The 18,690-nt window shown below is 34.7% G+C and carries 2 protein-coding genes; both read left to right on the top strand.

Features of this window, described 5'->3' with window-relative positions:
* The first annotated feature begins 44 nt into the window (after positions 1 to 44).
* On the top strand, positions 45 to 9,551 hold the full coding sequence (locus tag P0092_RS11695; RefSeq protein WP_004618115.1) for a non-ribosomal peptide synthetase: 9,507 nt from the start codon (positions 45 to 47) through the stop codon (positions 9,549 to 9,551).
* 34 nt (positions 9,552 to 9,585) lie between these two features.
* Positions 9,586 to 18,672 (top strand): non-ribosomal peptide synthetase, encoded by a 9,087-nt coding sequence (locus P0092_RS11690; RefSeq protein WP_004618116.1) that lies wholly within the window; start codon positions 9,586 to 9,588, stop codon positions 18,670 to 18,672.
* Positions 18,673 to 18,690 lie beyond the last annotated feature (18 nt).

Below are 18,690 nucleotides of genomic sequence, written 5' to 3'. Positions count from 1 at the left end.
CTATTTTGGACGTTTTAGTGAATGGAAAGGAATGATAAGAAAAAATGGGGTTTAAGGTAAATGGTGATACAACATTCTTTCAGGGGCTTTCAAAGGAGGATAGAAAATTATTATCAAATTATAATAACACACATGTTGATTACCACAGTTGGAAGATGATGTATCAATTATTTGAGGAACAGGTAATAAAAACACCCGATAATATTGCTTTGGTATATAGAAGAAAAACTATGACTTATAATGAGCTGAACCGGCAATCAAATGCCTTGGCAAGAAGTTTGGAAGCGCATAATGTTAAAACGGGAGATACTGTAGGTATTATCTGTGACAGGTCTTTTGAAATGATAGTTGGAATGTTGGCCACTTTAAAATCTGGAGGAGCTTATGTACCAATTGACCCTAGTTATCCGGAATATCGAATAAAACATATAATAGAGAATTCCGGCTTATCAGTAGTGGTGGTTGGACAGGATAATGAAATAGATTTTCAAAATGTTATAAGAATTGACCAAAAGGAATTAAGCAAATATAACACCAATAATTTAGCTTTGGAGGGAGACTCCAAAAGTTTAGCATATATTATCTATACTTCGGGTTCAACGGGGTTGCCAAAAGGGGTAATGATTGAGCATCATTCTGCCGTAAATCTCATTACAAGCATTAATAATAAATTTTATGTAACAGAAAAGGATACCTTACTATTTATCACATCCATGTGCTTCGACTTGTCCGTGTACGATATATTTGGAATTCTTGCAGCCGGAGGTAAGGTTGTAATTGCGGAGAAAGAGCAGGTACAGGACCCTAAGGAGTTGAAAAAACTTCTGAAAGAAGAAAAAATAACTTTCTGGGATTCTGTTCCATCAACAATGAATCATTTGGTAAATGAGCTTGAATTAAGCGGAGAAAGCTGTGAATATCCCCATCTCAGACTTGTTTTTATGAGTGGAGACTGGATACCTGTTTCGCTTCCTGCCAGAATGACATCTTACTTTCCGAATACCAAAATCGTTAGCTTAGGCGGTGCTACCGAGGGAACAGTATGGTCTATTTACTATGTCATTAATCCCTCTCAAAACTATAGTCATAGCATACCATATGGGAAACCCTTGGATAATAATCAGTTCTATATTCTGGATAATGATAGAAAGCCGGTTCCTGTCGGACAAGCGGGCGAACTATATATTGGAGGAATTGGCGTTGCCAGAGGATATATAAATGATGACTCTAAGACAAGCGACTCCTTTATAGAAGATATTGTTTTCGGTGTCAATGGAGATAAGCTATATAAAACCGGTGATAAGGGACGAATGATGCCGGATGGCAATATTGAATTTTCAGGAAGAATAGATTATCAGGTTAAGATAAGAGGTTATCGAATTGAACTTGGAGAAATTGAAAATCAAATCTTGCAAAATCAATTAATAAAAGAAGCAGTTGTTATAGATAAAACTGATAATCAAGGACTAAAATATCTTAATCTTTATTATACGGCAAAACAGCAAATTTCAGGTGGTGAGATAAAAGAATACCTATTGAAAAAGCTGCCTGAATATATGATACCTTCCTGTTTTATACAATTGGAGACAATGCCCATTACATTAAACGGTAAAATTGACAGAAAAGCTCTGGTGAAAATCGAGGGTGGTATAAATAATACCCAAGAAGATTTAGCCTTGTCAAGTGAAACGGAAATAAAATTAGCCGATATTTGGATGGAACTGCTGGACAAGCAAAGGATAGGAGCTGCCAGCAATTTTTTTGAATTAGGGGGACATTCTTTAAAAGCAACAGTATTAGTTCACTTCATTCAAAGAGAATTTCAATGTGATATATCCATTCGTCACATTTTTGAAGCTCCAACATTAAGAGAAATGGCTCAACTCATTGATAATGCGGATAATTGCCGGCAATTATCAATAACTCCTATAGAGGAAAGTGATTATTACATAGCTTCTTCTGCACAAAAAAGATTGTATTCTATTTGGACTCGCCAACAGTCAGAAACGAATTATAATGTACCCTTTTTGATGATTACAGAAGGAAAGATTAATAAAGAAAAATTGGAATATGCCTTCCAACAAATGGTGAATCGCCATGAGGCATTAAGAACTTCATTTCACATGACTGATGGAGAACTGTTTCAGAGAGTCCATCAGAACATAAAGTTTTCACTGGAGTATTTTGAAATACAAGAACCCTTTGATGAAGCCTTGAAGGCAGAAGAATTTGTAAAGCCCTTTGATTTAAACACAGCACCACTGATTCGAGGAAGATTAATTTATTCGGGGAGCAGATATTTTCTATTGCTTGACAGCCATCACATTATTACGGATGGTACCTCCATGGATATTCTATTTAAAGAAATCATGAAATTATATGCTAATGAAGAGCTTGAACCAATTACAGTGCAATATAAAGACTATGCTGCGTGGCAGAATAGGGTATGGATGCAGGATAATATAGTAAATCAAAAAAAATATTGGATGGAAAATTTAAAGAGTGAACTTCCTGTTTTAAATCTGCCTTATGATTATGAAAGGCCTTTGTACCAAAGCTATGAAGGAAATCATGTAGTTACTTACATTAGTGAAGCTATAACAAGTAAATTAAACCAAGTGGCGAGAAAGACGGATTCAACCTTATATGTGGTTTTATTATCTGCCTATAAAGCTTTATTGTACAAATACACTAATGACGAAGACATTATTGTTGGAACGGTCTTTGCAGGAAGAAACCAACCTGATTTACAGAAGATCGTTGGTATGTTTGTAAACACAGTACCTATCAGAAGCTATCCTATGGGTGATAAATCTTTTACAGCTTACATAAAGGAAGTAAAAGAGGTATTTTTAAATGCATACGAAAATCAGAGCTACCAATTTGATGATATAATAAAGGATTTGAACATAAGACGTGATATGGGCAGAAATCCTGTCTTTGACACAATGTTTGATTTTCAGAATACAGGGATTACAGCTTTGGAAGTTGACAATACAAAGTTTATTAATTCAGATAATATTCCCGATATTGCCAAATTCGACATTACAATCAGTGTACAGGAAACAGACGGGTGTCTGAAAGTGAAATTAGTGTACTGTAGCAAATTATTCAAAAGAGAAACAATTGAAAGAATGGCTGAGCATTTGAAAAATCTTTTGCATTCAGTAGCCGTAAATTCTGATATTTCACTTAAAAGCATTAATATTTTGACAAGTGAAGAAATGAACAAAATATTATATGAATTTAATAATACTGCTGAGTGTTTTGAAAAAAATCAAACAATTAAAGAATTGTTTGAAATGCAGGCAGAAAGAACGCCGGATAAAGCAGCCGTAGTATATTGCGGTGTAACAATGACATACTCGGAGCTGAATCAAAAATCCAACCAATTGGCAAAGTACTTGAGTAGTAAGTTTAATAAAGTAAATCCCATTATTGCTATTATGGCAGAACCATCTTTTGATATGATAATTGGAATACTTGGGATAATTAAATCAGGAGCAGCATATCTGCCAATTGACCCTCAATATCCTCATCAGAGAATTAAGTTTATTCTGGATGATAGCAAAGCGCAGATATTATTGACCCACAAAAGATTAGTAAAAGGACTGGAATACAAGGGTGAACTTTATTCTCTGGAAAGCAATGACTGGCATAGTTTATCTGACGATAATCTGCCTGCAAATTGCAAACAGAATGATTTAGCTTATGTTATTTATACCTCGGGTTCCACAGGAAAGCCTAAAGGAGTAATGGTTGAGCATAAGTCTTTGGTGAACCTGTGTTATTGGCATAATAAGAACTTTAATGTAACTGATAAGGATAATAGCACAAAATATGCGGGCTTTGGTTTTGATGCATCTGTATGGGAAATTTTCCCATATTTTATTAAGGGTGCAACTCTACACATATTAAAAGATGAGCTAAAGCTGGATATTGAGAGTCTCAATGAATACTTTGAAGAAAACAATATAACCATCAGCTTTTTGCCTACTCAACTATGTGAGCAATTTATGAAGTTTAAAAATAAGTCCCTTCGATATCTTTTGACCGGAGGAGATAAATTAAAGGAATTCAGAGTAAACGGAAACTATAAATTAATAAATAATTATGGCCCCACAGAAAATACAGTGGTTACAACTTCATATGAAGTAAATGAATTATCTGCGAATATACCTATTGGAAAGCCTATAACAAATACACAGGTTTATATTCTGGACAAAGATAATAATGTAGTACCAATTGGCGTACAGGGCGAAATATGCATATCAGGAGAAAGTCTGGCAAAAGGGTACTTGAACCGTGAAGGTCTTACAAAAGCTAAGTTCGTTCCAAATCCGGTAATTGCGGGACAAAAGATGTATCGAACAGGAGATTTGGGAAAATGGACTTTGGATGGAGCAATATTATTCTTAGGCAGAATTGATAAACAGGTTAAAATTAGGGGATACCGTATTGAATTAGGCGAGATTGAAACGCATATTTCTCAAATTGACGGAATAAAAGAAGCAGTTGTTATAGACAAAGAAGACAAGGAAGGTAATAAATATCTGCTTGCATTCTATACTGCCCGTATGGATATACCAAAAGAAGAAATAAGGGATATCCTCGGGAATAGCTTACCGGCTTATATGATACCCCTTGACTTTATTTGTCTGCCGGAAATTTTAATAAATGCAAATGGGAAGGTAGACCGCCTTGCATTGTCACAATATGAATCGGAATTTTATGATAATGCTGATTATGCAGAGCCAAGGGATGAACAGGAAAGAATATTAGTAAATGTATGGCAAGAAGTTCTGGGTGTAGATAAAGTCGGAATAGAAGATGATTTCTTCTGCATAGGAGGAGACTCAATCAAAGCAATACAGATTATTTCAAGAATACAAAAATATGGACTTAAACTAGAAGTAAAAGATTTGTTGCAAAAAACCAAAATCCGAAAACTAAGGGGTTGTATAAAAGTAAATGAGAAAGAAAATTTATCTCAGGATATTATTACAGGAGAAGTCAATATAACGCCTATTCAAAAGTGGTTCGTTGAACAGAAATTTACAGAACCGCAGCATTTTAATCAGAGCGTTACGTTGTTTTGCAAGGAGCGTCTTGAAGAAAATATATTACATGACTTATTTAAAAAGCTACTGGAACATCACGATGCACTGAGAATGTGCTATACAGTTGAGGGGAACCAAGTAAAACAATATATCCGGGATTTGAATGAAGGAGAATTATATTCTCTGAAGGTCTGTAATATAGTTGGTGCAGAAGATGACAACAAAGCAATGGATATAGAGAGTAAGCATATTCAGAGTGGGATGGATTTAGGGCAAGGGCCTCTTGTTCGCTTGATTTTGTTTAAAGCAAGTGTCGGGGACTACCTTTTTATTGCTATACATCATCTGGTTATTGATGGTGTCTCTTGGAGAATATTATTTGAAGATATTTCAAGGGGTTATTTGCAGGGATTAAGCAAGCAGAAAATATCTTTTGACAACAAAACAAATTCATATAAAGCATGGGCAAAAAAATTAAAGGAATACGCCAAAACAAAAGAAGTATTGGCTCAAAGAGAATATTGGGAGGAAATTGTAAAAAACCAAAAACCTCTTACCACGGATTTTGCTGTAAAGGACAGGAAAGTAGGAAATATATCAAATATCAGTACAGAGTTATCTGAAGCTGATACACAACAATTGGTTAAAAATTCAAACAGGGCTTTCCATACGGAAATAAACGACCTTTTGTTAGTAGCCCTTGGTTTGGCCATAAAAGAGTGGCAAGGAATAAATTCCATTGTAATTAATATGGAGGGACATGGACGGGAGGAGGCAGTAAAGAATATAGATATCACCCGTACAGTGGGGTGGTTTACTTCCCAATATCCAATCCATCTTGACTTATCAAATATAGAGGACTTGTCCTATGTTATAAAAGCGGTAAAAGAATCCTTGAGACATATTCCTTTTAAGGGCTTTGGCTATCAATTATTAAGATATATGCAAAGTGAAAAAAGCAGCAATTTAGACTATGACGCTGAGATATCTTTTAATTATCTTGGTCAATTTGGTCAGGACAGAGGACAGGATGTCTTCAAAATTCAACAGTTTATGCACGCTGATTCAATGAGTATTAAAAATAAAAATATAAGTAAGCTAAGCGTAAACAGTCTTGTTATAGATGGATGTCTCAAATTCCAGATTGAGTATGACAAAAATGAATTTCTGCAGGATAACATCAATAAATTCGCCTGTATTTTAATTAACAAGCTAAAAGAAGTTATAAAGCATTGTGTTCGACAGAGAAATGAAGAGATAACACCTTACGATGTTGGAAGAGTAAAACTCAGTTTAAGGGATTTCGATATTATCTGCAAGGAATATAGCATGGATAACATTAAAAATATTTATTGTTTAACGCCCTTACAAGCAGGAATGCTGATTCATTGTCTGAAAAATGAAAAAACAAGGGATTATTTTGAACAAATCAGTATAAATATTCTCGGTAAAATTCAGAAATCCTTATTAGAAAAAAGTTTTGGGTTGTTAGTTCAAAAATATGACGTATTGAGAACCGGCATTTTTTATGACAAACTTGACACCGGCGTACAGGTTATTTTGAAAGAAAGAAATGCTGAAATTTATTATTACGATAATAAAGACAAAGCTTTAGAAGAGCAAAACAAGTTCATAGAGGATTTTATGGAGAAGGATAAGGAGCGAGGTTTTGATTTTACAAAGGACACCTTGCTTCGTCTTGGGATAATAAGAGTTTCAGAGTCAGTATATAAAGCGGTTTTCAGCTTCCATCATATCATACTGGATGGTTGGAGCTTTGAGATAATTCTCAAAGAGTGGAAGAATATTTATAATCACCTTGCCCAAAATAGCATGTTCAGCTCTGAGGAAAACATGGACTTTGGAGATTATATTGGTTGGCTTGAACAGCAAGATAAAGAGCAAGCAGAACGATATTGGATGGATTATTTGCAGGATTATGAAAACTATGTTGGAATACCTTCTCGGTCTGAAAAAAGTAATTCAGAAGTGCAGGCTTGTGAAGATTTTGTCATCATTGTGGACGAAAGTCAAACAAAGCAATTAAAAGATTTATCAAACCAATATGGATTAACGTTAAATAGTGTTTTTCAGGGAATATGGTCAATATTGCTGAGAAGCTATAACAATACTGATGATGTAGTGTTTGGTACCGTGGTATCAGGCAGACAGGCTGATATTGATGGAATAGAAGAGATGGTGGGATTATTTATAAATACTATTCCAATGAGAATAAAGGCAGGGGGAAACACGACTTTTTTGAACTATGTAAGACAGCTTCAAAAAATGTCAATTGAGTCAACCAAGTATGCGTATTATTCATTGGATGAAATACAGGGAGCATTAAAATTACAGAGAGGTTTATTTAATCATATTATTGCTTTTGAAAACTATCCTGTGGATTACTATGAAAATCCCCAAAACAATGGAATCATATACCAGAAAAATAGTATAGAAGCTGTAGAGCAAACAAGTTATGACCTGAATGTAATTGTTCAGACAGGGGATTCCTTGAAAATAAAACTTAAATATAATCCAAGCTTATATGATAAAAAGCTGCTAAGCAGGCTGGAAGGCCATATTCGGAATATAATGAAGGCTATTATCAATAATATCCATGAAAGGCTGCAGGATATTGATATTTTAACGGAAACAGAAAAGAATACATTGCTGTTTGAATTCAATGACAATGAGACTGACTATGGAAAAGAGAAAACAATTCCTGAAATATTTGAAGAATATGCTAATAAGCAGCCACAAAAAACAGCAGTTGTTTATAAAGAGCAAAGCTTGACTTATGGTGAGTTAAATGAAAGGGCAGAGGAATTGTCAAGGCATTTAATTAATCAGGGAGTAAAAGCAGGAGATATTGTAGCTATTTTATTAAACAGTTGTGTTGAAATGATAGTAAGTATCTTAGGCATACTAAAATCGGGGGCAGCATATCTGCCAATAGATTCAAAGCTGCCGTTAAGCCGTGTACACTACATGCTGGAAGACTGTGATGTCAATATTCTGGTAACGGCAAAAGAGGTTATTAATACTGAACCCTTGGGGGTAGAGTTACTTTATATTAAAGATTTAAATAAACCAGAGAATAGTATAAGAAGCATAAAAAATAATTATTCGGCAAAAAACTGTGCATACATTATGTATACTTCAGGAACAACAGGAGAAGCAAAAGGAATCAGGACAAATCATTCTAATATAATAAGAGTTGTCAAAAATACAAATTATATTGAGCTTTGCGAAAAGGACAGTGTACTTCAAACCTCGAACTATTCCTTTGACGGCTCTACCTTCAATATTTTTGGAGCATTATTAAATGGCGCAAAATTAGTTTTGATTGAAAATGTACTGGAATTAAGTGACCTTTCAACTACCATAAGAAAAGAAGAAATATCTGTATTATTTCTAACCACACTGTTATTTAACATGCTTGTTGACATTGATTTGCAAATTTTTAAAGATGTAAGAAAGATAGTTTTCGGAGGGGAAGCCGCTTCTGTAGAACATGTGAGAAAAGCCCTTGCACAATTGGGCAAAGGAAAATTAATCAATGTCTATGGGCCTACTGAAACTACTGTTTTTGCAACAGCGTATCCAATTGATGCTATTCATTCTGATATGTTGTCCATCCCTATTGGGTTCCCGATATCTAATACACAGATTTATATCTTGGATAATAACTTAAAAGTTCAGCCAATTGGAGTATCCGGTGAGTTGTATATTGGCGGTGCCGGAGTTGCCATGGGCTATTTAAACAAAGAAGAACTGACAAAAGAGAGATTTATTGAAAATCCATTTGTGATTGGAGACTTTATATACCGCTCAGGCGATATTGGCAGATGGTTGGAGAATGGAGTAATTGAATATCTGGGAAGAGCAGATGATCAAGTAAAGATACGTGGATTTCGGATTGAATTACAAGAAATTGAAACCTTACTATCCAGGTATGAGGGTATAAATGAAGCGATTGTTGTTGTTAATGAAGATAAAGCTGATAATAAATTTCTTGTAGCTTATGTCACAGGGAAACAGGGCATTACGTTATCAGAAATAAGAGGATATTTATTGCAGCAGCTCCCGACATATAAAGTACCTTCTAGAATTGTGATTTTAGATAGAATACCAATTACCTCAAATGGGAAACTGGACAAGTTCGCTTTGCCAATGCTTGAAGCAAATACAGAATTGGATTATGTAGCACCAAGAAATCAAATAGAAGAAAAATTAGTGAGTATTTACAAGAAAGTGTTGGGAGTGAGCCAATTTGGAATAAACAACAATTACTTTGAACATGGGGGAAATTCATTAAAAACAACATTGCTGGTAAATAGAATATTCAAAGAAATAAATATAAAGTTAAAAATTGAAGATTTTTTCCAAAAGCAAACTATTCAAGAAATATCTGAATTGATACATGCAGCCTTAGAGCGAAAGAAAAAAAAAGAATTGTTAATGAAAAAGTTAATCGATTTGGGAATATGACTTTGAATTTTTTGCTATAGAAAGAGGTTACCAAATGGACAAGGATTTATTAAATAGAATACAAAAGCTGACATATGAACAAAGAAAAGAATTGGAGGAAGAACTGGGATATAGTTTAGAGGAATTGGTTCAGGAAACGGACGAATTCAATCAGGAGGAGGCTGCTGAATTTACTGATATACAGGCATTGGACAAACAGGAATACTATATTGTGTCCTCAAGCCAAAAAAGAATATTTACCGTATGTCAATTGGATGGAACAGGTACGGTGTACAATATACCGTTAATTATGGAGATAGAAGGTTATTTGGATAAAAGAAGACTTCAGGATGCGTTTTGTGCGATAGTACGAAGACATGAGTCTTTGAGGACATATTTTGAAATACAGGATGATAGGGTTGTACAGAAAATAAATGAAGATTTAGTGCTAAGGGTTAATTTTGTTGAATTGCAGGCAGGAGAAAATGAGGAGAAATTTATTGATGCTGCTATCCGGCCTTTTGATTTAAGTACTGCTCCCTTAATAAGAGTAACTGTTATACAGAAGAACGAAAATCAGCACATAATTGTTATTGATGTTCATCATATTGCAGCAGATGGAATATCAGTTGATATAATGTTGTCAGATTTAAAGGAACTCTATGAGGGAAGGCCTTTGCAGCCATTAAGACTGCAATACAGGGATTATGCAATATGGCAAAATGAAAGTACTAAAAAAGGTCTTTTTAAGAAGCAGCAAGACTATTGGAAAAAAGTCTTTTCTGAACCTGTGCCTATACTTGAGCTGCCTATGGACTATAAAAGACCTCTTATTCAATCCTTTGAAGGTGACAGAATAGATTTTGTGCTTAGTCAGAAAACTACGGAGATGCTAAAGGGACTCACCGCAAAAACCGGAACTACATTATACATGCTGCTATTTTGCGTATATAACATACTAATGTATAAATATACCTCACAAGAAGACCTTGTAGTAGGTACTCCTGTTTCGGGAAGGACACACGCAGATTTACAGGATATAATAGGAATGTTTGTAAACACCATTGCAATCAGAAGCTATCCTGAAGGTAAAAAAACATTTTTACAATACTTGGAAGAAATGAAGCAGACTACTTTGAAAGCTTTTGATAACCAAGACTGCCAATTTGAATTTTTAACAGATAAATTGCCATCAAAGAGAGACATGAGCAGAAATCCCCTTTTTGATACAATGTTCGTTTTTGAAGATGTGGCAAATACTTCAATACAGCTTGGTGGGCTTGTTTTCAAGAAATACAATAAGCGGTTTAAGTTTTCAAAGTTTGACTTAACACTTATTGCATCTGAAGAAAACAATAGGCTTCATTTTCAAATAGAATATTGCGTTAAACTATTTGCCCGGGATACCATAAAAAGGCTGACGGTTCACTTGCAGGAGTTAATTACAAGTATACTTCATAATCCCCACGAGACGCTGGAAAACCTTAATATCCTCGCCAGTCAGGAGAAAAGACAATTACTTGAGGATTTTTGCAGCACTGACAGAGATTATAATAAAGAAAAAACAATACAAGAACTGTTTGAGGAGCAAGCAAAGGAAGTACCTGAGAAAATAGCAGTTTTTGATGAAGATAAGAAATTGACCTATAGTCTTATAAATACACAAGCTAATCAAGTTGCTAAAATATTAGTAAAAAAAGGGGTAACATCCGGAACTTTAGTTGCTGTTACCGGTGAACCTTCTGCAACAATGATAATTGGGATTATTGGGATTTTAAAGGCAGGAGGAGCGTATTTACCCATTTCGGACAATTATCCAAAGAGCCGTGTTGAATATATGCTGGAAGACAGCAAAACTACAATTTTGCTGTGCACCTCCAAACTGGAGTATACACCTGAATTTAATGGGGAATTTCTGATTATGGATGAAATGCTGAGGGAAACTGTTTTTGGTGAAACTTGCAGTTTGGTTGGAAGAAGTACTCCTCAAGACTTAGCATATGTTATTTATACTTCCGGCTCCACAGGTAAGCCAAAAGGAGTTATGGTAGGTCATATTGGAATAGCCAATCTGAAAAGCTACTTTGAACATGATTTGAACATTAATAAAGAGGACAACATTTTACAGTTTGCAAGTATATCTTTTGACGCATCAGTATGGGAAATCATGATGGCTCTATTAATAGGAGGCACTTTATACATTCCAAGGAAAGATACTATTAATGATTTAAGGAAGATGGAAAAATTCATCAATGACAATAACATAACTGTCGCAACATTACCGCCTGCATATGCTGTCCATTTGGAGAGTGACAACATTCATGCTTTGAAGTTACTTATTACAGCCGGGTCTGAAACAACTGATGCCATTGTAAAAAAATGGAGCAGCAAACTTCAATATATTAACGCTTATGGCCCTACTGAGACTACTGTTTGCGCAACGTATTGGAGGGCAAATGAAGCGAACACTGAGGTTATTTCAATTGGTAAACCCATACCGAATACAAAAGTATACATACTGGATAAAAAGAATCAATTGGTACCAATAGGTGTAAGAGGCCAGATATGTATCAGTGGAGATGGTTTGGCAAAAGGCTATTTGAATCAGCCGGAGCTGACGAGAATAAAATTCATTGAGCATCCGTTTCTGCCCAATGAGAAAATGTATTTGACCGGGGACGTTGGAAAATGGACGCCGGACGGATTAATTCAATTCATGGGAAGGCAGGACTATCAAGTAAAAATAAGAGGCTTTCGTATTGAATTAGGTGAAATAGAAGAACAACTTCTAAAAATTGAGCAAATAAAAGAGACTATTGTTTTAGATAAACAAGACAGTAACAACAATAAATATCTGGTTGCTTTTTATACCGGAATCAAGGAATTGGATGCAGCTTATATAAAAAGGCATTTATCAAAAGAACTTCCGGATTATATGATACCCTCTTATTTTGTTAAGACAGAGGAGATGCCTTTAACACAGCATGGAAAGGTAGACCGGAATGCTCTGTTGGAGCTGCAATTTGAGACTGGTAATGGCGAAAATACTGAGTATGCAGAGCCTAGAAATAAAGTTGAATCAAATTTATGTAAAATATGGAAGCAAATATTAAACGCAAAACAAATAGGAATAGATGATAGTTTCTTTGATTTAGGTGGTGATTCAATAAAAGCAATTCAGATTGCGTCCAGATTAAATAAGTACAAAATGAAACTTGAAATAAAGGATTTATTGAGTAATCCCACAATAAGAGAAGTAGCCTTCTATGTAAGAGAGATAGGGGCAGCAAGTATTGTGGACGAAGCTTTAGAGGGTGAAGTTGCTCTCTCACCAATTCAAGAATGGTTTTTTGAACAGAAACTTAAAAAAGAAAATCATTGGAATCAGGCGGTACTTTTATATAAATCTGAAGGTTTCTCTGAGGATATAGTAAAAAGAGTTTTTGACAAAATAATAAAGCAGCATGATGCATTAAGAATGACATATACAAGAGATAAAGATAAAGTGCGGCAGTATTTAAAAAATCCTCTAAAAGAACCACTTTATACCTACGAAGTACAAAATATTGCTCCTGAAGAAAATATCAAAGCTTTTATTGAAAAGACCGCAACCGGAATACAGAAGGAGCTTGATTTGGAAAAAGGGCCTATGGTTAAGTTGGGACTGTTTCAAACACATAAGGGTGCTTATCTATTAATCGTCATACACCACTTAGTTGTAGATGCAGTATCCTTCCGCATTATCATGGAGGACTTTGTCCACGGTTATAAGCAAATACAGGCAGGCAGGAAAGTGGAGTTGTTTGATAAGACCTGTTCTTATAGGCAATGGACTAATGCATTAAGGGATTATGTCAAAGCTAAAGAGTTACAGGGAGAAAAACAATATTGGAAGAATATAGTAGCACAATATTCTCCCTTGCCTGTAGATAATGAAGTAATTACAAGAAAAGTCTGCAATAGCAATAATATTGAAATCGTATTAGGTGAAACAGAAACAAAACAGTTTCTCAGAGAAGCGCATAAGGCATACAACACAGAAGCCAATGACCTTCTCTTGTCAGCACTGGGGCTTGCACTAAAGAAGTGGATTGGCATTAACAGCATTCTTGTCAGTATGGAAGGACATGGAAGGGAAAAGATAGGAAAGTACATAGATGTGTCAAGAACGGTGGGATGGTTTACCACGCAATACCCGTTGCTTTTGGATATGAAAAACACTTATATATCCTGCATTATTAAAAAGACAAAGGAAACCATACGCAATATACCTGACAAGGGAATAGGATATCAGATAATCAAGTATCTCGGAGAAGATACTGATTACAAAGAATTGGCATATGCAAATGAGATTTCTTTTAATTATCTGGGAGAATTCGGACAGGATATTGATAAAGAAGTAGTTGAAATATCAGATTTCGGAGTAGGTGAATGCAGCAGTACTGATAACGAAAGTTTATGGAAAATCAGTATAAATGGAAGCATAACAGGGAGCAAGTTAAAATTTCAGATTAACTATGACATGAGAGAATACAAAGAGGACAATATTTCTGAGTTTGCAAAAATCTATATGAATGAACTTTTAGCGGTTATCAGTCATTGTGTGAATAAGAAGGAAAGAGAATTGACTCCATATGATGTGGGAGCATCAAAAATAAGTCTCACTGATTTTGAAGAAATAGGGAGACAATATCCCTTAAATGAAATTCAAAGTATATATAGATTAACCCCCATGCAAGAAGGCCTGTTTTTTCATTATCTGAAAGATGAGAATCCGGCTCTATATTTTGAACAGTTGACTATGAACGTGGAAGAGCTTAACCCTGACATTATTCAAAAAAGCTTTAATTATCTCACACAGAAATATGATGTTTTTCGTACATTATTTATTTATAAGAATGTAGAAAATGCACTTCAAATTGTTTTTAAGAATATGGAAAGCAAGGTTAGCTATCAGAATATAAGCAATTACACTGAAATAGAAAAAGAAAAGTATATAGAAAAAGTCAAAAAACAAGAAATAGACCGTGGTTTTTTCATTACTAGAGAGAAGTTAGTGAGGCTTTCTATTATTAAGGTAAGGGTAAATGAATTTAAGATGATATGGAATTTTCATCATATCATTATGGACGGCTGGTGTCTGGGAATCATATTAAAAGACTTTTTTGAAGCTTATGGCAGTTTGGCTTTGGGAAAAGAGATAAAGCATACACCTGTGACTGAATACAAAAACTATATTGAGTGGATTGAGAAGCAGGATAAGGAAATTGCAATCAGATATTGGAAAAACTATCTGGAGGAGTATGCCCAACCTGCTAAACCGTTACATATGCGTAAAAAAGATAAAGGCTATGCAAAAGGAGAATATTTGTTCAGTTTGGACAAGGATACTACAACGGATTTAATAAATATAGCACAGAAAAATCAGGTGACTTTAAACTCAGTTTTTCTTTCGGTTTGGGCAATTCTCTTGCAACGCTATAATAATTCAGAAGACGTGGCTTTTGGTTCTGTAGTATCTTGCAGACCGACAGCAATTGAGGGTATTGAAGATATGGTAGGATTATTTATTAATACCCTTCCGGTTCGTGTTAAATCAGAAAAAGAAATAACTTTTATAGAATTACTAAAAAAGGTTAACAGTGATTTTATGATATCCAATGAATATTCTTATTGCTCTTTGGCGGATATACAGTCCCTTACGGCACCGAACGACAGTTTAATTAATCATATAATGGTGTTTGAAAATTATCCCGTTGAAATGAATGCCGAACACTTCGGAGTACATCTGAGCAAAATTGAAGCTCATGAACAGGCAAATTATGATTTTAATATCATTATAGGGCCTGGGGAAGAAACAATTATAAAGTTCAGTTATAACAAAAGGATGTATGACCAATATAGTATTACTGAAATGGCAGGGCACTTTCAGCAGTTAATAGTAAAAATCATTAAGAACCCCTTAGAGGAACTTGATAGTTTAGATATTCTTACTGAAAATGAAAAGAAAGAACTTTTGATTGATTTTAACAATACAGAACGCCAGTTTATAAAAGATAAAACCATTCAGGAATTATTTGAAGAAGTAGTTAAACAGAAGCCTGATTATATAGCAGTACAAGATGAAGATAAAAAACTTACATATATCGAATTAAATGAAAAAGCCAATACTGTAGCAGATTTTTTGGTGAAAATGGGAGTGGAAAAGGGGAAAATAGTAGCTGTCACCGGAGAACGTACTGTTGAGGTTATTATTGGAATCTTAGGAATACTAAAAGCAGGAGGAGCGTATCTTCCAGTTGATTATACCTATCCCGTGCATCGAATAGATTATATGCTACAGGATAGTAAAACGGATATTCTTCTTTGCTGTTCAGATATTGAATGTAATATGAAGTTTGATGGAAAAATCGTATATTACACAGACATTAATGCCTCTTCTGTGAATGAGTATTTTGGTGAAGGTTCAATAAGGAGCAAAGCAGAAGACACGGCATATGTTATCTATACCTCAGGTTCTACGGGTAAACCTAAAGGAGTTATGGTAAACCATATTGGAGTTGCGAATTTGAAGGATTACTTCCAAAAGGATTTAAAAATACTCCAAAGTGATAATATATTGCAATTCGCAAATTTGTCCTTTGACGCCTCGGTATGGGAATTTACCATGGCACTTTTAATTGGGGGAACACTTTCTATTCCAAGTAACGATACAATTGGTGATTTTAGTAAACTGGGAGCTTATATAAACAAAAACAATATAACAATTGCCACATTTCCTCCGGCGTATGTGACGTATTTGGAAAGTGATAAAATTCATTCGTTGCGTAAATTAATAACTGCCGGTTCTGAGACCTCAGAAGCAATTGTTGATAAATGGAGTAAAACAACAGAATACATTAATGCATATGGGCCTACAGAAACAACGGTATGCGCAACTGTTTGCACCGATTGTTCAAAACAGCAGAATCGTTTATCTATCGGTAAACCCATATCAAATTTCAAGGTTTATGTCTTAGACAAATTTCACAGGTTAGTTCCCAAAGGGGTAGCAGGTCAACTTTGCATCAGTGGAGTTGGGCTTGCAAAAGGATACCTGAATCAGGAAAAGATGACAAATGAAAAATTTATACCTAACCCATTCCTCCTTGGAGAAAAAATGTATCTGACCGGGGATCTTGCAAGATGGCTGCCTGACGGTAATCTTGAATTTTTAGGAAGAATGGATTATCAGGTAAAAATACGGGGATTTCGTATTGAACTTGGAGAAATTGAAGCAAGTATGCTTAAGCATGAACAGATAAATGAGGTTGCTGTAATTGATAAAGAAGATAGTGCCGGAAACAGGTATCTTGTTGCATATTATACAGCTAATCAGGAACTTGAAAAGAGTGAAATCAAAAAAGTTTTGATTGCTGATTTGCCGGATTACATGATACCTTCCTACTTCGTTTATTTGTCCAAAATGCCGTTGACCCGCAATGGAAAAATAGACAGGAAAGCTTTGCTTACTGAAGGTATTGAGAGAATAGAGGCTTCTGATTTTGAAGTTGCAGGAAACACTACTGAAGAAAAAATTTTAGCGATATGGAAAGAAATACTTGGTAGCGATAAAGTAGGAATCAACGATAACTTTTTTGAAATAGGCGGACATTCTTTGAAAGCCACAGTACTTCTTTCAAGGATATACAAGGAGTTCAATGTAGAGATTCCAATAAAACAGCTGTATATTCTGCAAGCAGTAAAAGAAATAGCGGCATACATAAAGAATTGTGATAAAACCATATATTGCCCTATAGCTTCTATAGAAAAAAGAGAATACTATTTGGTTTCTTCAGTGCAAAAGAGGTTGTTCACAATAAATATGATTGATAAAGAATCCCTTGTTTATAATATGCCTTTTGTTATGAAAATAAAGGGAGAAGTTGATTATCTGAAATTTAAGAATATCTTTGAAACAATTGTTCAGAGACATGAGGCACTTAGAACATCCTTTGAGATGGTAGGGGATGAAATTTATCAAAAAATCCATGATAAAGTAGCCACAGCATTTGATTGGAAGGATTTAAAAGAAAATGAAACCATTGATTCTGCCATATGCGAATTTATAAGACCTTTTCAGTTGAAAGATGAATCACTAATTCGTATCAGATTTATAATGAAGAGCCAGAACGAACATTTTATGATGATAGATATGCATCACATTATATGTGACGGAGTATCTATGAATATCATTTTAAGGGAAATGGCAGGATTACATCAAGGTCAGATACTACCGAAAAATCGTGTTCAATATAAGGATTTTACAGAGTGGAAAGAAAAAAATCGAGATAAAGGACAGCAGGAGGAATTCTGGACAAAGGAGCTCAAGGGGAAACTACCTGATTTTGAATTGCCTCTGGATTATGAAAGAGGTGCTATACAGCAGTATGAAGGTAATCGTATACAGTTTGCCATAGATAAAGCAACTACAGAAAAATTGAATATTCTGGCAAAAGAAACAGGCTCAACTCTGTATATGATTCTGTTAGCAGCCTACACCATATTGCTTCATAAGTATTCCGGTGAAGAAGATATTATTGTAGGCTCAATTGTATCGGGAAGGAATCATCCGGATATACAGGATACGGTTGGTATGTTTGTAAATACCATTGCAATTCGTAATTATCCCACAAAGGAAAAAACCATTATTCAGTACCTTGGTGAAGTAAGAGAAAAGGTACTCAATGTGTTGGAAAATCAGGATTATGAATTTGAAACCCTTCTAAATAATCTTGATATAAAAAAAGCAGCAGGCAGAAATCCATTATTTGATACTATGTTTGTACTGCAAAATATTGAAATTACTTCTCTGAATATAGATAATTTAGTTTTTGAGGACTACGAAGTATCTCTTAAAATATCAAAATTTGATATAACCTTTAATGGGGTAGAACAAAATGAAAGTCTTTATTTTGATGTTGAATATTGCATTGGACTCTATAAGAGAGATACCATTGAACAAATGACAATACACTACGGTAAAATTGTTGAAGCTATGGTTAAAAACAGGGAACAGCTCATTGGTGATATTAATTTGGTTGGAGAAAATTTAACAAGTCATAAGCTGGACAATTTAAATGAGCTGGATTTTATTTTTTAACTGAGATTAGGGGGAAGT

The sequence above is a fragment of the Ruminiclostridium papyrosolvens DSM 2782 genome (assembly GCF_029318685.1).
Taxonomy (GTDB): Bacteria; Bacillota; Clostridia; order Acetivibrionales; family DSM-1351; genus Ruminiclostridium; species Ruminiclostridium papyrosolvens.
Note: the sequence above shows the minus strand (reverse complement) of the source record. Positions and strands in the feature narration are given on the sequence as shown.